At 67.0% G+C, this 18,322-nt stretch carries 15 protein-coding genes; 4 read left to right on the top strand and 11 right to left on the bottom strand.

Annotation, left to right across the window (positions count from 1 at the left end; translation table 11 throughout):
* Nucleotides 1-36 precede the first annotated feature (36 nt).
* From AC07TU_RS10575 to AC07TU_RS10545, 7 genes are all read right to left on the bottom strand, one after another.
* Nucleotides 37-381, bottom strand: a complete 345-nt coding sequence (locus AC07TU_RS10575; RefSeq protein ID WP_495187869.1) for a hypothetical protein — start codon at nucleotides 379-381, stop codon at nucleotides 37-39.
* A gap of 10 nt (nucleotides 382-391) precedes the next feature.
* Nucleotides 392-2,113 (bottom strand): dihydroxy-acid dehydratase, encoded by a 1,722-nt coding sequence (gene ilvD, locus AC07TU_RS10570; protein ID WP_495187868.1) that lies wholly within the window; start codon nucleotides 2,111-2,113, stop codon nucleotides 392-394.
* A gap of 11 nt (nucleotides 2,114-2,124) precedes the next feature.
* Nucleotides 2,125-2,856 (bottom strand): N-formylglutamate amidohydrolase, encoded by a 732-nt coding sequence (locus AC07TU_RS10565; RefSeq protein ID WP_495187867.1) that lies wholly within the window; start codon nucleotides 2,854-2,856, stop codon nucleotides 2,125-2,127.
* The gene (locus tag AC07TU_RS10560; protein ID WP_495187866.1) at nucleotides 2,853-3,581 is read right to left on the bottom strand and encodes an enoyl-CoA hydratase/isomerase family protein; all 729 of its coding nucleotides are present in this window, start codon (nucleotides 3,579-3,581) and stop codon (nucleotides 2,853-2,855) included. The genes AC07TU_RS10565 and AC07TU_RS10560 overlap by 4 nt, the downstream gene beginning before the upstream one ends.
* A gap of 184 nt (nucleotides 3,582-3,765) precedes the next feature.
* Nucleotides 3,766-4,593 carry a 4-(cytidine 5'-diphospho)-2-C-methyl-D-erythritol kinase gene (locus AC07TU_RS10555; RefSeq protein ID WP_495188380.1) on the bottom strand — a complete coding sequence of 276 codons (828 nt, stop codon included), beginning with the start codon at nucleotides 4,591-4,593 and terminating at the stop codon, nucleotides 3,766-3,768.
* The gene (locus tag AC07TU_RS10550; RefSeq protein WP_495187865.1) at nucleotides 4,590-6,152 is read right to left on the bottom strand and encodes a tetratricopeptide repeat protein; all 1,563 of its coding nucleotides are present in this window, start codon (nucleotides 6,150-6,152) and stop codon (nucleotides 4,590-4,592) included. The genes AC07TU_RS10555 and AC07TU_RS10550 overlap by 4 nt, the downstream gene beginning before the upstream one ends.
* Nucleotides 6,153-6,186: 34 nt before the next feature.
* The gene (locus AC07TU_RS10545) at nucleotides 6,187-7,848 is read right to left on the bottom strand and encodes an electron transfer flavoprotein-ubiquinone oxidoreductase (RefSeq protein WP_495187864.1); all 1,662 of its coding nucleotides are present in this window, start codon (nucleotides 7,846-7,848) and stop codon (nucleotides 6,187-6,189) included.
* A gap of 87 nt (nucleotides 7,849-7,935) precedes the next feature.
* Here AC07TU_RS10545 and AC07TU_RS10540 point away from each other — a divergent pair, with 87 nt between their 5' ends.
* The 3 genes from AC07TU_RS10540 to moaB are packed head-to-tail and all read left to right on the top strand — an operon-like array spanning nucleotide 7,936 to nucleotide 11,019.
* Nucleotides 7,936-8,715, top strand: a complete 780-nt coding sequence (locus AC07TU_RS10540) for a uracil-DNA glycosylase (RefSeq protein ID WP_495188379.1) — start codon at nucleotides 7,936-7,938, stop codon at nucleotides 8,713-8,715.
* A 56-nt stretch (nucleotides 8,716-8,771) separates the two neighbouring features.
* Nucleotides 8,772-10,502: a lytic transglycosylase domain-containing protein gene (locus AC07TU_RS10535; protein ID WP_495187863.1), complete on the top strand. Its 1,731-nt coding sequence runs from the start codon at nucleotides 8,772-8,774 to the stop codon at nucleotides 10,500-10,502.
* On the top strand, nucleotides 10,492-11,019 hold the full coding sequence (gene moaB, locus AC07TU_RS10530; RefSeq protein ID WP_495187862.1) for a molybdenum cofactor biosynthesis protein B: 528 nt from the start codon (nucleotides 10,492-10,494) through the stop codon (nucleotides 11,017-11,019). Before AC07TU_RS10535 ends, moaB begins: the two co-directional genes overlap by 11 nt.
* 1 nt (nucleotide 11,020) lies before the next feature.
* Here the strand turns inward: moaB and AC07TU_RS10525 are convergent, their stop codons facing one another.
* Nucleotides 11,021-12,475 carry an amidohydrolase family protein gene (locus AC07TU_RS10525; RefSeq protein WP_495187861.1) on the bottom strand — a complete coding sequence of 485 codons (1,455 nt, stop codon included), beginning with the start codon at nucleotides 12,473-12,475 and terminating at the stop codon, nucleotides 11,021-11,023.
* 104 nt (nucleotides 12,476-12,579) lie between these two features.
* Between AC07TU_RS10525 and AC07TU_RS10520 the strand changes: the two genes are divergently transcribed.
* A complete protein-coding gene (locus tag AC07TU_RS10520) occupies nucleotides 12,580-13,143 on the top strand; it encodes a DedA family protein (protein ID WP_495187860.1) in 564 nt (187 codons plus the stop codon).
* 9 nt (nucleotides 13,144-13,152) lie between these two features.
* On the opposite strand, the gene AC07TU_RS10515 is transcribed toward AC07TU_RS10520, so the two are convergent.
* The 3 genes from AC07TU_RS10515 to AC07TU_RS10505 are packed head-to-tail and all read right to left on the bottom strand — an operon-like array spanning nucleotide 13,153 to nucleotide 18,250.
* Nucleotides 13,153-15,165: a glycoside hydrolase family 97 protein gene (locus AC07TU_RS10515; protein WP_495187859.1), complete on the bottom strand. Its 2,013-nt coding sequence runs from the start codon at nucleotides 15,163-15,165 to the stop codon at nucleotides 13,153-13,155.
* 47 nt (nucleotides 15,166-15,212) lie between these two features.
* Entirely contained in the window at nucleotides 15,213-16,703 is a 1,491-nt protein-coding gene (locus AC07TU_RS10510) for a tryptophan 7-halogenase (RefSeq protein ID WP_495187858.1), read from the bottom strand.
* Nucleotides 16,700-18,250, bottom strand: coding sequence for a tryptophan halogenase family protein (locus AC07TU_RS10505; protein ID WP_495187857.1), 1,551 nt, complete (start codon nucleotides 18,248-18,250; stop codon nucleotides 16,700-16,702). Before AC07TU_RS10505 ends, AC07TU_RS10510 begins: the two co-directional genes overlap by 4 nt.
* Nucleotides 18,251-18,322 lie beyond the last annotated feature (72 nt).

Below are 18,322 nucleotides of genomic sequence, written 5' to 3'. Positions count from 1 at the left end.
CCGGAATAGGCGGAAAGTTTGCGCAGGGCAAACGGCTTACTTGGCCGCGCCGCTCTTCACCGTCGCGGGAAGCCGGTAGCGCGCATCGTCGATCGCCACCTCGATCGTCCCGCCGCCGACAATCGAGACCTTCGCCTCCCGCGCGCCATCCGCCGCGACCACGCCGCGGCCATCGGTGGTGACACGCAGGCGATGGAAGCCGCCATCGGGATGGCGCACGGTCAGGATCAGCCCGTCCTCGGTCTGCGCACGCTCGATCGTGCAGTTGGAGGCGAATTCGGTCGCGCCGCCGACCGCACAGGGGATGCGATCCCCCTCGCTGCGCGCAACCTGGTTCGCATTGTCGCCACAGGCGGTGAGCGTCAGCAGCGCCGCGCTCACCCCCAGCGTCTTAGATATCCGCGTAGACATGCTTTTCGGACTTGGCCCCCGGATGCGTTACCGCTCCCTTATAGGCCGGTCCGACATTCTGCGAATACCGCCAGAGTGCCCCGGATTGATACGCATTCTCCCGCGGCTGCCAGCCCGCGCGGCGCTCGGCGAGCACATCTTCGGCGACATGAAGGTCGATCGTTCCCGCCTCGGCGTCGATGCGGATCGTGTCGCCGTCCTCGACCAGCGCGATCGGGCCGCACTCAGCCGCCTCCGGACCGACATGACCGATGCAGAAGCCGCGCGTCGCGCCCGAGAAGCGCCCGTCGGTGATCAGCGCGACCTTCTCGCCCATGCCCAGGCCATAGAGCGCCGCGGTGGTCGACAGCATCTCGCGCATGCCCGGGCCGCCCTTGGGCCCTTCGTAGCGGATGACGACGACCTCGCCCTCCTGGATCTCGCGCTTCTCGACCGCCGCGAAGGCGTCCTCCTCACAGTCGAAACAGCGCGCCGGCCCTTCGAAGACCAGCCGGCTCATCCCCGCGACCTTCACGATCGCGCCATTGGGCGCCAGCGTGCCGCGCAGCCCGACCACACCGCCCGTGGGCGTGATCGGCGTCTTGACGTCATAGATGACCTTCTGGTCCGGGTTCCACGTCACCTGGTCGATATTCTCGCCCAGCGTCTTGCCCGTCACGGTCATGCACTCGCCATGCAGCAGGCCGTTCTCGAGCATCGACTTCATCAGCATGTAGACGCCGCCGGCCTCGTACATGTCCTTGGCGACATACTTGCCGCCAGGCTTGAGGTCAGCGGCATAAGGTGTTGATTTAAATACTTCAGCGACGTCGAACAGGTCGAAGTCGATCCCCGCTTCGCTCGCCATGGCGGGCAGGTGCAGCGCGCCGTTGGTCGATCCGCCGGTCGCGGCGACGATACGCGCGGCGTTGATGAACGCCTCCCGCGTGCAGATGTCGCGTGGGCGGATGTTGCGTTCGAGCAGTTCCATCACCTGCCAGCCTGCCGCAACCGCGATCTGTTCGCGGCTGGTATAGGGCGCCGGGACCATGTTGCTGTTGGGCAGCGACAGCCCGATCGCCTCACCGACACAGGCCATGGTGTTGGCGGTGTACTGGCCGCCGCACGCCCCGTGGCCGGGACACGCGACCTTCTCGAGCGCATGGACCTCGCTGATCGGACAAGTTCCGGCGGCAAACTTGCCGACCACTTCGAACACGTCGACGACGGTAACGTCGCGGTCCTGATAGCGGCCCGGCAGGATCGATCCGCCATAGACGAAGATCGACGGGATATTGAGGCGGAGCATCGCCATCATCATGCCCGGCAGCGACTTGTCGCATCCGGCAAAGCCGACCAGCGCGTCATAGCAATGGCCGCGGACCGACAGCTCGACCGAATCCGCGATCACCTCGCGGCTGACGAGGCTGGACTTCATCCCCTGATGGCCCATCGCGATGCCGTCGGTCACCGTGATGGTGTTGAACCGGCGCGGCAGGCCGCCATTGTCCGTCACGCCCTTGCGCGCGGCATCGGCCTGCGCGTCGAGCGTGGTGTTGCACGGCGCGCTGTCGTTGCCTGCGCTGGCGAGCGCGACGAACGGGCGGGCAATCTCCTCCTCGGTGATGCCCATCGCGTAATAATAGCTGCGGTGCGGAGCGCGTTCGGGACCGACGGACACGTGGCGCGACGGCAGGCGGGATTTGTCGAAACGATTGGTCATGGCGCGAACGCCTATGTCGCCGGAGCCCCCGTTTGCGCAAGTCTGTTGCGCACATCATTTGCTATCGACGCCAGTAGCTGCGCCCAATGTGCAACACCTGCGGGGTCGGAGATCAGGTCGTTGCGGATCTCGATCCCCAGATAGGGGATGCCGTTACTCTCGGCATGGCGGTTCATCGTCGCGTTGAGGATGCGGCCCGAATAGGGCTCGTTGTCGCCGGTGACGACATCTGCCGCCTTGAATAGCTCAATCCCCATTCGCGCGGCACGCGCATCGCGGTTGTAGAGGATGCCGATCTCCCACGGACGATCGTTGCCGTCATGCTGTTCCAGCCGCGGCGTGAAGCTGTGGACCGAGACGAGCAGCTTCGGGCGCCGAGCACGGATCGTCTGCGCGACAAGCCGGTGATAGGGCGCATGGAAACGGGCGATCCGCTCGGCACGCGCGGCGCTGCCATTGCCGGAAATCGCATGCCCGTCACTGACGTGCGGAATCAGCCCGGCGCTGTCCGGCTCGCGATTGAGGTCGATGACAAGGCGCGAGACCGTGGCGAGGATCGCCGGCGCGCCAAGCTGGACGGCTATCGCCTCGCTCACCGCAGCGGCGCCGATATCGATCGCGATATGCTTTGCCAGCAATGCAGTATCGATCCCCAGATCGATATCGGCCGGAACCCGGTTGGAGGCGTGGTCACACAGGATCAGGATATCCGCGGCACCATCGATCACCTGCGCCACGCTCATCTCTTGCCCTCCAGAAACGCATCCAGCCGTTCGCGAAACGCGTCCGATCCGAACGCATCGTCAAATGTCTGCCGATGGCCCTCGCCACCCGGATCGCGCAGCACCGCCTTGAGCGCGCGCACCGCCTCCGGCACGTTCGCGGCAATGGCATTGGCCAGTTCGTGCGCGGCCGGCTGGGCATGCGCGACGCGGCGCTGCGCCAGACCGATCCGTGCAGCCTCATCGGCGTCGATCCGCGCGCCGGTGAACAGCATCAACCCCGCCTGCCCCTCGCCCACCCGCGCCTTGAGCCGCGCAACGTCATTTGCGGGATAGGTCAGCCCGAGCTTGGCAGGCGTGGTGGCGAACACCGCCTGGTCCCCTGCCAGCACGATGTCGCACGCCAGCGTCAGCGCCACCGCCGCCCCGAAGCATCCGCCATCGACCGCGCAGATCACCGGCACCGGCAACGCCGCCACCGCCTCGATCCCCGCGGCCATCGCCTCGCGAAAGCGGAAGCGCAGCGCCGGCTCCTCGGTCAGCCTCCGGAACTCGGCGAGATCGGCCCCGGCCGAGAAGACGCCCGACATCGCCGAACGGAGAATCACCGCGCGAGCATTCGAAGCGGCGATTTCGCGCGCGGTCCCGGCCAGCGCTTCCCACGCCGCGGTCGGGATCGCATTGCGCGCGCCGCCGCGGTCGAGCGTCAGGATCGCGATGCTGTCATGGAGTTGCCAGCCGATCATCGGCGGCCTCGGTGCTGGCGAGGATAGCGCCCGCTCGCATCAGCGAGCGGGGGCCATCCACGGACGTTTCGCTCCCGGCGCATGGCCCGCACAAAAGCTACAGCAAGAGCGATGCCAATCGCCTTTCCCCAGAGAGGGTCGGCGGCGCTATAGACTGAACGTCCCGTTTTGGAACAGGAAACTGTCACAACAGCACCGTTTCGAGACACCACCAGCCGGGATGCGCCTGCCGCACGGCCGCAGCTGCGCGGTCGCGCGTGGCCGCATCGCCGAACAGCGCAAAGCAGGTCGCACCCGATCCTGACATCCGCGCCAGTGTCACGCCCGCCTGAGCGCGGAGCAGCGCCAACACCGCCCCGATCTCCGGCGCCACCGCCAGCGCCGGCGGCTCCAGATCATTGCGCCCCGCGGCGGCGACTGTCAGCAATTCGCCTTCGCCCAACGCGCCGCGGTCGATCCCGTCCCAGCGCGCGAACACCTCCGCTGTCGAAACCGCGACGCCCGGATTGACCAGCAGCACAGGCGTGCCGGGGGCACCCGCGACCGGTTCCAGCTGCTCGCCCCGCCCGCGCCCGATCGCGGTTCGGCTGTAGAGACAAGCGGGGACATCCGATCCCAGTGCATCGGCGCAATCGAACAACCGCGGATCGTCGAGCGCGATGCCCTCCCGCCGCGCCAGCAGCCGCAGCGTCGCCGCCGCGTCCGCCGATCCGCCGCCCAGCCCCGACGCCACCGGCAACCGCTTGGTCAGCGCGATCCGGCCCGCCACCCCGACCCCGAACACCTGCACGAACTTTGCGGCCGCCCGGGTGACGAGGTTGTCGCCTTCCCCTGCCAGCGCCCCGGCGAATGGCCCGTCGACCGCGAATCCCGTGCCTTCGCCCAGCGCTACCGTGTCGCCGTCCGCGACAAAGGCGAACAGCGTCTCCAGCTCATGAAAGCCGTCCTCGCGCCGCCGCCGTACGTGCAGAGCGAGATTGAGCTTGGCGGGCGCAGGCTCGGTCAGAGTCAGTTTGCTGCGATCCCTTGGTCCAGTCCGTCGGCCAACTTCGCCGATAGCCGGGTCTTCTGCTCGCCCTCGGCATAGAGCGCGGCCGCACGCCAGGCGTAGCGCGCTTCGAACCGCCGCCCGATCCGCCAATAGGCGTCGCCCAGATGCTCGTTGATCGTCGCGCTGCCCGGTTCGCCCTGCGCTGCCTTCTCCAGCAACGGCAGCGCCCGATCGAGCTCCCCGCTCCGGAAATAGGCCCAGCCGAGCGAATCGACGATTGCCGGGTCGTCGGGCCGCAACTTGCGTGCGCGTTCGAGCAGCGCAGTCGCTTCCTTGAGATTCTCGCCGCGCTCGATCTGTGCATAGCCCAGATAGTTGAGCGCGATCGGCTGTTCGGGCGCCAGATCCACTGCCTTGCGCAGATGCGGCAACGCCGCGTCCCATTGTCCCGCGCGCTCCAGCGCGCCGCCCATCTGGAGATGATTGACCCAGGTGGCGTCGTCGCCCGCCTGCGCCAACACTTTGGCATAGACCGCCGCCGCCTCCGCCTCGCGCCCCTGCCCCGACAGCAGATCGGCATAACGTTGCCTGTCGGCGATGCTCGCGTCCGGCGCATTCGCCAGCGACGCTGCAAGTGCCAGTGCGCCCGCAGCATCCCCTTGCTTGCCGCGCAGTCCGACGCGCTCGCTGAGCGCCGTCGGGTAGAAGGCGCTGTTCTTCTTCACCGCGTCCAGCGCGGCGAGCGCACGCGGATAGGCCTGTTCGCCCGCCAGTGCATCGGCGAGCAGCAGCCGCGAGCGATCCTCGGCCGGATCGAGCAGCAGTGCCGATCGCGTCAGCAGGATCGAGAGTGCCTGGGTTTCCTGCCCTGCCAGGTCCGCCGCGAGCCGGGTGAATGCTCGGCTCGCGCCAAAGATCGCGCCGGGCTTCGGCCCCTTCTTCAGTCGCGCACGCAGCCCTGACAGCACCGGATCGTCGCCCGCGAGCAACGCGACCGCCGCGTCGCGCTTCCCCTTCGCCATCAGCAGTGTCGCCGCGTTCCAGCGCAGGTCGATACTTCCCGGATCGGCGCCCACCGCCGCCCGCAGCGCCGCAAGGCCATCCTCGGTGCGGTTCGACGCGATCAGAAGCAGTGCGCGATGCTCAGCAATATATCGCCGGCTCAACCCACTCTCATTCGCCTTGTCGAGCAGCGGCATGGGATCGGCACCGCGATCGAACGCCATCCAGGCGCGCAGTACAGGCGCGAGAAAGTCGAGCGGGCCCGCGCCGATCCTTCCCAGCGCATCGTCCGCCGCCGCTGTGCTGCGCCCTCGCAGCGCCACCGCAAAATCGAGGATCGACACATCCGCCGGCGCGACATCAGCGCGCTTCAACACCTCCGCTGCGCGCTGCGCGAGCAGCATGTCCCCGGCCGCCAGCGCATTGCGATAGGCGCGGATCGCGACGACCTCATCGTTCGGCGCAGTCGCCATCGCTGCGGCATAGCCCGCCGCGGCGACATCGACCGCCCCGTCCGCCGCCGCTGCCCGTGCGCGGACATAGGATCGCGCATCGGCCAGCGCCGCACTCGGGAGCACCAATCCAGCAAGGACCAGCGGCAGGATCAGGCGGCTACATGTTGGGATAGTTCGGCCCTCCGCCGCCTTCGGGCACTACCCAGTTGATGTTCTGGGTGGGATCCTTGATGTCGCACGTCTTGCAGTGGACGCAATTCTGCGCGTTGATCACGAACTTCGGCATCCCTTCGGCCTCGCCCACAATCTCGTAAACGCCCGCCGGACAATAACGCTGCGCCGGCTCGTCATACAGCGGCAGGTCGTATTCGACCGGGATGTCCGGGTCCTTCAGCGTCAGGTGAATCGGCTGATCCTCCTCATGGTTGGTGTTCGACAGGAACACCGAGGAAAGCCGATCGAAGCTCAGCACGCCGTCTGGCTTGGGATAGTCGATCGGCTGGACCAGATCCTTGCGCCAGAGGCTCTCGTGATCGGGCTTGTGGCCCATGGTGAAGGGCATCTTCACGCCCCAACTCTCGAGGAACATGGTGACGTTGGCCAAGCCCGATCCGACCAGATCGCCGAATTTCTTCACCAGCGGCACGACGTTGCGGACGACGCTCAATTCCTTGTGGAGCCAGCTGTCGCGGAACGCCTCCGGATAGGCGGTGAGCTCGTCGCCCGAACGATCGGCCTGCACTGCCGCGAACGCTGCCTCGGCCGCCATCATGCCGCTCTTCATCGCACCATGCGTGCCCTTGATCCGCGGCACGTTGAGAAAGCCCGCGCTGTCGCCGATCAGCGCGCCGCCCGGGAAGGTCAGCTTGGGGATCGACTGCAGCCCGCCATCGCTGATCGCGCGCGCGCCGTAGCTGACGCGCTTGCCGCCCTTCAGGATTTCGGCGATCGCCGGATGTGTCTTCCAGCGCTGCATCTCGTGGAAGGGCGAGAGATAGGGGTTGGTGTAGTTGAGCCAGGTCACGAACCCCAGCGCCACCTGCCCGTTGGCCTGGTGATACAGGAAGCCGCCGCCATTGGACCCGCGCGTCTCGTTGAGCGGCCAGCCCTGGGTGTGGATAACCCGGCCCGGCTCATGCAGCGCGGGGTCGATGTCCCACAATTCCTTGATGCCGATGCCATAGATCTGCGGCTCGACGCCCTCGTTCAGGTCGAACTGGCGCTGGATCTGCTTGGACAGATGCCCGCGCACGCCCTCGCCGAAGAAGGTATAGCGCGCATGCAGGTCGAGACCCGGCTGATAGTCGGGCTTGTGGGTGCCGTCGCGTGCCACGCCCATGTCGCCGGTCGCGACGCCCTTCACCGACCCGTCCTCATTGTAGAGGATTTCCGCAGCCGCAAAGCCGGGGAAGATCTCCACCCCCAGTCCCTCGGCCTGCTCGGCGAGCCAGCGGCACAGATTGCCGAGGCTGCCGGTATAGGTGCCTTCGTTGTGCATGAACTTGGGCATGATGAAGTGGGGCACGTCCCACTTGCCCGTCTTGGTCAGCAGCCAGTGCTGGTTATCGTTGACCGCGACTTCGGCGAGCGGGCAGCCCTGCTCGCGCCATTGCGGGAGCAGTTCGTCGAGCGAGCGCGGATCGATCACCGCACCCGACAGGATGTGCGCGCCAACCTCGGATCCCTTTTCGAGGATGCACACGCTGATCTCGCTGCCGGCTTCGGCAGCAAGTTGCTTCAGCCGGATCGCGGCGGAAAGGCCCGCAGGCCCGGCACCGACGATCACGACGTCGTATGGCATCGACTCGCGTTCGCTCACTCTTCGTCTCCCCTCGGGGACGCGACCTGCACATGTCGTCGCATCTGCGGCGCGTCCTGTCCCTCCCCCGATGGCGGTAGATTGACGGTGGCGTCAAGGCATGACTCTGTGAAATCGATGGGTATATCGGGGGCAATCGACTGGCGCGCCGAAGCGGCAAGCGCCCTGGAATGGTGGCGCGACGCGGGCGTGGACATGCTCGTGGACGAGGATCCGCGCGACTGGACCGTACGCGAGGCAGCACCTGCCGTAGCGTCGAATACGCCCCAGCCGGTCGCACTTGCGGAACCCGAACCGGAAGTCCCCCTCCCCGCGACCCTCGAAGCATTCATCGACTGGCGCTTCGGCGGCGCAGCGCCCGAATCGGGCTGGGTCGAGCCGATTGTCGCCCCGACCGGCAATCCTGCAGCGCCGTTGATGGTCATCACCGACTTCCCCGAATCTGGCCACGAATCGGCGGGAGAGGTGCCGTCGCTACTGTCCGGGCCGGCCGGACGGCTGTTCGACCGGATGCTCGCCGCAATCGGCCTCGACCGCGACTCCGTCTATTTCGCCCCGCTCTGTGCCGCGCGCCCGATCACCGGATCGGTTCCGCGAGAGGCGGAGGAGCGACTGGGCGAACTGGTCCGCCATCATATCAGCCTTGCCGCGCCGAAGCGGCTGCTTCTGCTGGGGCAAACGGTGAGCCGTGCGGTTATTGGGAGTGATGGCGGGCCGCAACGCGGTCGTTTACAAGCCGTTAACCAGGAAAATGGACAATCGCTGATGGTCGCGACCTTCCATCCGCGGTTCCTGCTGACCAGACCCGCCGCGAAGGCCGATGCCTGGAAAGACCTGCAATTGCTTCTCGAGGAGCAAGCCGAGTGAACCCGCGTATCCTTTTTTTCGCCGCCGTATCGGCATTGGCTCTCACAGCCCCTGCCGTGGCGCACGCCGCCGATGAATCGGCCCCGGTCGAGCGCGAGAAGCGCGGTGACAAGGACGGCGTTCCCGAACAGCTCGACCGGTCGGAGCGCGAGTCCTATCGCGCCGTCTTCGCCGCAATCCGTGAGTCACGCTGGGCCGATGCGCAGCTCCGCCTCGACGCGATGCGCCCTGGCCTGCTCCACGCCACCGCGCGCGCCGAACTCTATCTCGCCAAGGGGTCGCCCAAGGTCGAGCTGCCTCAGTTGCTTGCGCTGTTGAGTGAAGCGCCCGAGCTTCCGCAGGCCGAACAGATCGCCCGCCTTGCCCGCACCCGCGGGGCGACCGAGCTTCCGTCGCTTCCCGTTGCGCAGCGCATGGTGTGGCACAACGCCGCACCCGCACGCGTCCGCTACAAGTCCACTCCCGCTTCTGACGCCGCCGCGATGCAGGTCGTGCTGATGATGCAGCCGCTGATCAAGGCCGACGACGCCACCGGCGCCGAAGCGCTGATCGAGACGCGCGGTCCGGAGCTCTCGCCCGAAGTGCTCACCGAATGGCGCCAGCGTGTCGCCTGGATGTACTACACGACCGGCCGCGATGCGGATGCGCGCCGCGTCGCCGCCAAGGCGCAGGCGGGCAGCGGCGAATTCGCTCCGCTCGCCGACTGGGTGCAGGGTCTCGCCGCCTGGCGGCAGAAGGATTGCGCCACCGCACAGGCGGCCTTCACCTCGGTCGCGCAGCGCGCTGCCGATATCGAGAAGCGTACTGCCGGCCTCTACTGGGCCTCGCGCGCCGACATGGCGTGCGGCCGCCCCGATCTGGTCAGTGCGCGGCTCAAGAACGCTGCCCAGCACAGCGAAACCTTCTACGGCCTGCTCGCGCGACAGGCGCTGGGCATGAAGGAGGCCCCCGCCCGCCCCGAGAAATTCGTCTCGACCGACTGGAAGGCGATCGAGCGCCGTCCCAATGTCCGGGTCGCTGCGGCCTTGATCGAGATCGGCGAGGACAACCTCGCCTCAGACATCATCCGCCATCAGGCGAAGATCGGCGATGCGCGCGAGCATGCTGCGCTGACCCGCCTCGCCGCCCGCCTCGCGCTCCCCGCGACGCAGTTGTGGCTCACCCACAACTGCCCGCCGGGCGCGAGCCCGCTTGAGGAAGCGCGCTATCCCGCACCCAACTGGACGCCCGATGGCGGCTGGCGGATCGACAAGTCGCTGGTGTTCGCCCACACGCTTCAGGAATCACGCTTCAACCGCACGGTTGAAAGCCCTGCAGGCGCCTATGGCCTGATGCAGATCAAGAGCGGCGCGGCGATCGATGTCGGCCGCCGCATGGGCGTGACGATCGGCCGCGGCGATCTGTCGCGCCCCTCCACAAACATGGAGGTCGGCCAGTCCTATATCGAGCAATTGCGCGACCAGAGCTTTACCGGCGGCCTGCTCCCCAAGGTGATCGCGGCGTATAATGCCGGGCCGACGCCGGTGACCAACTGGAACTACCAGATCCGCGACAATGGCGACCCGCTGCTCTATATCGAGAGCATCCCCTATTGGGAGACGCGCGGCTACGTCATGACCGTGCTGCGCAACTACTGGATGTACGAGAAGAATGATGGCCGCGAGAGCGCGAGCCGTGCCGCGATCACGCAGGGTCTGTGGCCCAAGGTGCCGGGCCGGAACGGCGGCGGCGCAGTGCGGATGCAGGGGGTTACGGCGAGCCTGACGGGCACCACCGGTGCCAATTGACCCTGAAGCCGCGTTCCGCGCGGTGCGGATCGCGGTCCTCACCGTCTCCGACACGCGCACCCATGAGAATGACAAGTCCGGCGACACGCTGGTGGAACTGCTGACCGCAGCCGGCCACGAACTCGCCGACCGCGCAATCGTCTCTGACGATCCCGACCTGATCGTCGGCAAGCTGCATGCCTGGATCGATGACCCGCAAGTCGATTGCATCGTCACCACCGGCGGCACCGGCGTCACCGGCCGCGACGTTACGCCCGAGGCGCTGGAGCGCGTCGCCGACAAGATGATCCCCGGCTTCGGCGAGTTGTTCCGTTTTCTCAGCTACGCCAAGATCGGCACCTCGACCATCCAGTCGCGCGCCACCGCCTGCGTCGCGCGCGGAACCTACATCTTCGCTTTGCCCGGCTCGACCGGCGCGGTGCGCGACGGGTGGGACGGCATCCTGGCCCACCAGCTCGACAGCCGCCACAAGCCCTGCAACTTCGTCGAGCTGATGCCGCGCCTCACCGAGCGCTAGGCTACTTCCCCTCCGCTGCGTTCCATGCCGCGACCTTGGTCTTGGCTTCTGCCAGCATCGCGTCCAGCGCCACCCGGTCATGCACCTTGCCGTTCATCACCACGGTGCGGACCGCCCGCGTCGCCGCGATATCCTCCAGCGGGTTGCGGTCGAGCAGCACGAGGTCGGCCGCCATGCCCGGCTTGATCGCACCATAGCGGTCGAGCTTGCCGAACCAGGCCGGCCCGGCCCGCGTGGCCGCGGACAGTGCCTGCGCCGGAGTCAGCCCGTATTTCACGAATACCGACATCTCGTCATGCAGTCCGATGCCCGGATAATTGTACGAGTTGAGGAAGCCCGCATCGGTCCCCGCGATGATCGTCACCCCCGCCTTCTGGAGCATCGGCAGGATCGCGCCCATCCGGTCGATATGCGCATGGCGCGCCGCGATCGCCGCGGCATCGGCCTGCGCCGCGCGCTGAACGCGCCAGTCATAGGTCTTGCGCAGCTTCGGCCCGATATAGGCGAGATAGGCGTCCTTCGAATGATCCTCGCTGTCAAGCCAGGCGATGATCCGGCTGCCGTTCAGCGTCGGGGTGACGAACACGCCCTTCGCCGCAAAATTCTGGTATGCCGCCATCGCGGTCGCGGGGTCGAACCCGGCCGCCAGCCGCCGGTTGGCCTCGGCGCGATCGATCCGCCCCGCAGCGAAATCGGCGGCGACCTGCGCCTCGTCCTTCACCCCGGCCTTGAACGCGTAATCAAGATGCTCGATCGAACTGATCCCGGCATCCACCGCCTGCCCGACGGTCAGCGCCATCGGGATATGGCCCGACGTCCGCATCCCCCGGGCCTTGGCCTGGCGCAGCGCATAGAGGAACAGATCGGGCTTCAGGGTGCTGTCGGTGATCTTGACGAAATCGACCTTGTCGCGCTGCTGGAGCCGGTCGAGCGCGCGGTCGACATCCGCCTCGCTTCCCGTTTCGATCGTCCCTTTCCAGACCGGGGCCAGACCCTCGATCTTGGCCCCCGAGGTCAACAGGTGCGGCCCGAACAGCTTGCCGTCCGCAATCTCGCCCCGCCATGCCAGCACCTGATCGGGCAGGTCGCCCGATGCGTCCCGGACCGTGGTGATGCCGTGCGCGATATAGAGCGGCAGCAGCGCCTTGTTCTCCTCGATCAGCTCGGGCCCGCCCCCGAAATGGACATGCATGTCCCACAGGCCCGGGATCAGGAAGCGGCGCTTGCCGTCGACCGTGCGCGCGGCGCGCCATTCACGCGCGATCCGCGCATCCGGCCCCACCGCGACGATATCCTTTCCGCGCAGCACCACCGCCTGCCCGGCCACCGGCTGCGCCCGCTCGACATCGATGACCGTGACGTCGCGGATCAGCACATCCGCGCTCTGTTGCTTCGCAGCAGCGGGAGACACGGCGATGGCAAGCACCGCCCCAAAGGTCGTCAGCAACTTCTTCAACGCGCATCCTCTCGCAACATATCGACTCGTATGATGGCCTCCTGCCATATCCGCCGTGCCTAACTCTACCCGTTCGCGCGGGATACAACCGACAGGGATCGCCGATGGAATCCTTCCTCGCCGAATATGGAGTAGTCGCGATCCTCGTCAGCGCCTTCTTCCAGGGCGAGCTTGCGGTAGCGATGGGCGGCGTGCTCGCGCATCAGGATCTGGTGTCTGTGCCGGGCGCGGTCGGCGCCGGATCACTTGCCGCCTTCACCTCGAGTCAGGGATTCTTCTTCCTCGGCCGCAGCCTGCGCGACCGGCCGTTCGTGCGGCGCATGATGGCGCGGCCCAGCTTCGCGCGCGCCAGATCGCTGTTCGAACGCCATCCGAGCGGGTTCGTCTTCGGTTATCACTTCATTCCCGGCTTTCAGGCGGTCAGCCCGCTCGCGATCGGCACGACCGGAATCGGCGGAACGCGCTTCGCGCTCCTCAACGCCATCGCATCCTTCATCTGGGCCAATTCCTTCACCGGGCTCGGCTATGCACTCGGCAACAGCATGGCGTTCGTGCTGGGCGAATTGCGCCTGATCGAACATCTGCTGCTCGGGTTCGCCGCGGTGCTGGCGCTGTTCCTGATCGCCCGCCGCCTCGTCCATCGCTGGACACTGGCGCATCGCGCCTGACGCGCATGCCTAGTCCAGCCGCTTGAAGCGGATCGCCGTTCCACCACCGGGACGAAGCGCAAGCTCAAGACGGTCGGCGCTGGTGACGACGCGGCGCTCGATCTCCAGCGCAAGCGGGTTGTGCCGGAAGTCCGCGTCGGGCGCATCGCGATAGATCTGCGCTTCGTAGCGCTTGCCCGGCGCCAGGAAGTCGAGCGGCTGGAGCAGCTTGCGCGGCATCTCGTCGGTCACCGCACCCAGGAACCAGTCCTGTCCGCCGCGCTGCTGGCGCGCGACGACGGCATAGTCGCCGATCTCGCCCGCCAGCGTCTTCGAGGTCTCCCAGTCGGTCGGCACGTCGCGGATGAACTGGAAGGCGTCGAGCCGCGCCGTATAATTCTCCGGAAGGTCGGCGGCCATGTGCACGGGCGAATAGATCACGACATAGAGCGCCAGTTGCGTCGCCAGCGTCGATTGCACCCGGCGCGTCAGCTCGGTCTTGCCTTGCGTCAGGTCGAAGATCCCGGGCGTATAGTCCATCGGCCCGGCGAGCATGCGCGTGAAGGGCAGGATCGCGACATGTTCGGGCGGGTTGGTGGGGTTGCCCCAGGCATTGAACTCCTGCCCGCGCGCACCTTCGCGGCTCACCCAATTGGGCCAGGTGCGGCGCAAGCCGGTGTCCTTGACCGGCTCGTGCGTGTCGATCGCGATGCGATGTTTCGCCGCTTCCTCCACCACATGCAGATGGTGGCGGACCAGATACTGGTCGGCGAACCAGTGCTGACCGCCCGCGGTATCGACCAGCGTACCGCTCGGGCGGACATAGCCGGTCTTGATCACCGACACGCCGGCGCCCTCGTAGAGTTTGAGCGCATCGGCAAGCTGTGCCTCGTAATTGGGGATCGCGCCCGCGGTCTCGTTATGCCCGATCAGCTTGACCCCGCGCGCCTTGCCATAGGCGGCCAGCCCGGGAAGGTCGAAATCGGGATAGGGCTGAGTGAAGCTGAACTTGTCGCCATTGGCGATCCAGTCGCCGTCCCAGCCCTTGTTCCATCCCTCGACCAGCACACCGTCGAACCCGTATTTGGCGGCGAAGTCGATGTAGCGCTTGACGTTGGCGGTGGTCGCGCCGTGATAGGCGCCGCTGCCCCAGCTGGTCTTGTTGAGGTGCATCTCCCACCACACGCCGACATATTTGCCGGGTTTGAACCAGCTGACATCGCCGAGCTTGTTGGGCTCGTTTAGGTTGAGGGTCAGCCGGTTGTCGGCGAGCGCGGCGGCGCTGTCGCCGATCAGCACGGTGCGCCATGGCGTGACGAACGGTCCGGTCTTGCGCGCCGCGACCCCGCCGGGCAGCGGCATCAGCCACGCCTTGAGCGCACCCGCGCCGTCGCCCTGCAGCAGCATGCTCGGAAAATCGACCAGCGCCGCCTCATGAAAGGAGAGATGGACGCCATCCGCGCTCCGCATCGTCAGCGGTGTCTCGGCCAGTGTGATGCGGCGGGCATCGGTCTGGGTGTAGAGATATTCGTCGCGATCCGAACCCAGCGCCTGATACCACCAGGCCTGCCACGCGCCGGCCGGGCGGAACTCGGTGCGCTCGCCGGCGACCTCGACCGCCTGCCCGGCGGGGATCGCATCATAGGCGTAGCGAAAGCCGAAGCCGTCATCGAACAGCCGGAACTCGACGCGCACCGCGCGATTGAGCGGCGTATCTCCCGTCAGTGTCACCCCGAACTCGGTATGACGGTCGCGGATCAGCCGTTGTTCACCCCAGGGCTGTTCCCAGCTCGTGTCATTCGCCCGCCGCCCGGCTGCGGCGAGTGCCGTGAACCGGGCAGCGGGCTCCCCCTTAAAGTCCAGACCAAGACGCGCGGGTGCGAGCAGTTCCTTGCCGTTGCGGTGCACCGTGTAGTGCGCCTCTCCCCGCTCTACCGACACGCACAGCTCGATGACCTTGCCCGGCGATTGCGCGCATTCGGCGGCATTGGCCGCGGCGGGCGCAGCGATCAGGGTCAGCACAGTCAGGATGCGCAGGATCATCGGGAAGTCTCTTCCATGGGAGGTCGGTTTCAATGAAGCGGGTCGCGTCACGACAGCGGCTTGACCAGGATGCGCGCGAGATACTGATCATGGGTCGGCGCCTTCAGCACCTGTTCCCGCACAAAGCCTAGCATGCGCCGCAACTGTGCTTTCACCTCGTCGGGTGGCGTGCGATCGATCTCGGGCAGATGGCTTTCGGGAACAATCCCATGACCGCTGAACAGCATACGCCAGCTGTCCGGAAGGAAGCTCTCCTGCTCGAACGGCGGCATCTCGCCCCGCACGCGGAACAGGTCGATGGCATGGGACACCGCCTCCGGCCGCGGCGCAGCCCGGCCCTCCACCCAGAAGCTTCCGGCATAACGGGCGAGCGCGTAGTGCGCAGACTGGAAGTCGCGCACCCGCTCGAACGCCGCGTGCATGACGCGGTTATACTCGGCGCGACGCGCGTCATACCCCCCGTTGCCCGCGGGAAAGTTCGCAAGCAGTTGCACCAGCCCCAGCTGGATCGCATGCAGGTCGACACCATGCGCCGGATCGAAGACGCATGCCGCCTCGCCGATCGCGATACAGTTGCGCCGCCATGCCGTCCGACGGCCAGGATCGAGTTGCCGGATCACGGCATCGTCGAGTGCCAGCCCGCTCACCTTCCGGGCGCGATCCGATGCCGCGTCATCGCTGCACGCGCCCGCGGCATAGGCCTGCACGACATGCGTCGCCCCGATCGCGGGGTGGAGCGCGGTCCACCCGCCTTCCCAAGCCCGGACTTCGGCATAGACCGGGATCGGCGCGATGCCCGGCCCGCGCGCCACCAGCATTCGATCGGCCGGGAACTGGGTACGCCAGCTTTCACGCCCCGGATCGATCGCCGCAATCAGCGCCGCTTCCGGCCCGGTGGCATCGATGAACAGGTCGCCCTCGACCCGCCCGTTGCGGGTTTCGATCGCGACAATATCACCGCGCTCAGGGTCCAAGACCGGCCGCAAGCCTTGCGCCGAATGGACGACGACGCCCGCTCTTTCCGCCAGCGACTTCAGGCTCTGCGCATAGGCGGCCGCAGGCAGATGATAGCCATAGTCGCTGCGCCCATAGACTTCGGTCTCTTCGTTCGGGATCAGCAGCCGGCCATGCCGCGCCGCTGCCGCGGCGAGTGAGAATTCTTCCAGCGGGACCGGCAGCCCGTAGCGACGGGCCTTGAGCCAATAGGCGAAGAAGTCGCCGCCCGCGATCGGTGCACCGGCTACGCCATAGGCGTGGAGGAAAGCCGGTACCATGCCCGATGCGTCGGTGAAATTATGCCCCAGCGAGAAGCAGCCGCCAACGGTGCGCAGCAACGCGGCCTCGTCGATCCCGATCCGGTTGTGAAGCGCCTCCAGGGGCGGCAGCGTGGGATGGACGTCGGCGGGGCTGCCTATTCCCGGCAGTTCGACCACGGCGACCACGACACCCGCCGGCTCCAGCGCACGCGCCAGCATCACTGCGCTCAGCCAAAGCGCTGTATCGCGCCCTGCAACCACGATGCGCGTCGCCATTCTCATCGGGCGCGCTCCAGTTCGACTTCACCGCAATACCCCGCAAGGAACGCGGCATGCGAAATGCGCCCGGTCGCGCTGGAAGCAATCCGCGCGCGCAGATCATTGAGACGGCTTTCGAGGGCATTGATCGGGATGCAGTCCGCCAACCGGTTGTAGGCGCGCGGCAGCACCCCCTGCCCCTCAAGTACCGAGAGCCAGCTGTCGCGCGAGAACAGTCCGAGCGTATAGTCGGGCGCCGCCGCGCACTCCTCGAACAGCGCGATCTTGTGCGCGAGACTGTCAGGCAGCTCCATCGTGCGGACATGGTCCCACAACGGCTCACCCGTTCGCGCATTGGCGGTATAGTGCAGTACGATGAAGTCGCGGGTGCGGTCGTAGTGGAATTCGAACAGCCGGTTGAACTCGGCGGCAAGCCGCGGGTCGATACCTGTCGTCCGTGTCGGCATCAGGCCGGCCAGGTCAGTGACTGCGGCCTGGATCAGGAAGATGCTGGTCGACTCCAGCGGCTCGAGGAACCCGCCGGCAAGACCGATCGCCACGCAATTGCCCTCCCAAGCCCGGGCACGCCGCCCGGCCTGAAAGCGCAGCAGCCGCGGCTCGGCAAGGGCTGGTCCATCGATCGCCGCCATCAGCGTGGCGTGCGCTTCGTCCTCGCTGCAATAGCTGCTCGCAAAGACATGGCCGTTGCCGGTGCGGTGCTGGAGCGGGATCCGCCAGATCCAGCCGCCGCGTTGCGCGCTCGCGCGGGTGTAGGGGGTGAGCGGCGCCACCCGCTCGCACGGCACGGCAAGCGCGCGATCGCACGGCAGCCAGCGGCTCCAGTCGCACCACGGCACCGCCATCGTCTGTCCCACGAGCAAGGAGCGGAACCCGCTGCAATCGACGAACAGATCGCCGGCGATCTTGGCGCCGGACTTGAGCGTCAGCGTTTCGACGTTGCCGGTGGCCGTGTCGCGGCCGACCTCCATCACCTGCCCCTCGACCCGCTCCACCCCGCGCGCGGTCGCCCAGTTGCGCAGGAATGCGGCGTAGAGGCCGGCATCGAAATGATAGGCGTAGGAATAGGTCGAGCGGATCGACTTCGGGTCGGGATCCGGGAGCTCGAACCCGTTCGCGCGCGCCAGCGCGATCGCGTAGCTATAGTCCTGGAGCGAACCGATATCGCGCCCCGCCAATCGTGCCCGCGCCCAGCTATGCTGGAAATCCACCCCGGCCCAGGGCTCACCGAACGTGCCGAACGGGTGGATGTAACGGTCGTCCGGCCGGTTCCAGCCAACGAACTCGATGCCCAGCTTAATGCTGCCGCGCGTGTCGCGCAGGAACTCGGCCTCGTCGAGCCCGAGCATGTCGTTGAAGGTCTTGATGTGCGGCAGCGTCGCCTCGCCGACCCCCACCGTGCCGATCTCGTCGGATTCGATCAGCGTGATGCTGTAGTCTGCGGCATCGAGTAGCCGAACCAGCCCGGCCGCGCACATCCAACCGGCCGTGCCGCCGCCCAGGATCACGATCCTGAACTGCTCGCGGGAAGAGGACTGGAGGTTCGCCTGCATCTGCGCGCCCTGGCTGGTCAGCGGAAGAAAAAAGGCGCCGCCACGGCAGATCGCGGCGGCGCCAAGGGGAAA

The organism is Sphingomonas sp. GW821-FHT03E12, assembly GCF_059420685.1.
The sequence above is the reverse complement of the archived record's forward strand: the minus strand, read 5'-3'. Positions and strand labels throughout refer to the sequence as shown.

Excerpts from the sequence above, each read along its gene's own strand:
- ilvD (WP_495187868.1), bottom strand. The coding sequence starts at position 2,113 with ATGACCAATCGTTTCGACAAATCCCGCCTGCCGTCGCGCCACGTGTCC.
- AC07TU_RS10565 (WP_495187867.1), bottom strand. The coding sequence starts at position 2,856 with ATGAGCGTGGCGCAGGTGATCGATGGTGCCGCGGATATCCTGATCCTG.
- AC07TU_RS10560 (WP_495187866.1), bottom strand. The coding sequence starts at position 3,581 with ATGATCGGCTGGCAACTCCATGACAGCATCGCGATCCTGACGCTCGAC.
- AC07TU_RS10520 (WP_495187860.1), top strand. The coding sequence starts at position 12,580 with ATGGAATCCTTCCTCGCCGAATATGGAGTAGTCGCGATCCTCGTCAGC.
- AC07TU_RS10515 (WP_495187859.1), bottom strand. The coding sequence starts at position 15,165 with ATGATCCTGCGCATCCTGACTGTGCTGACCCTGATCGCTGCGCCCGCC.
- AC07TU_RS10510 (WP_495187858.1), bottom strand. The coding sequence starts at position 16,703 with ATGAGAATGGCGACGCGCATCGTGGTTGCAGGGCGCGATACAGCGCTT.
- AC07TU_RS10505 (WP_495187857.1), bottom strand. The coding sequence starts at position 18,250 with ATGCAGGCGAACCTCCAGTCCTCTTCCCGCGAGCAGTTCAGGATCGTG.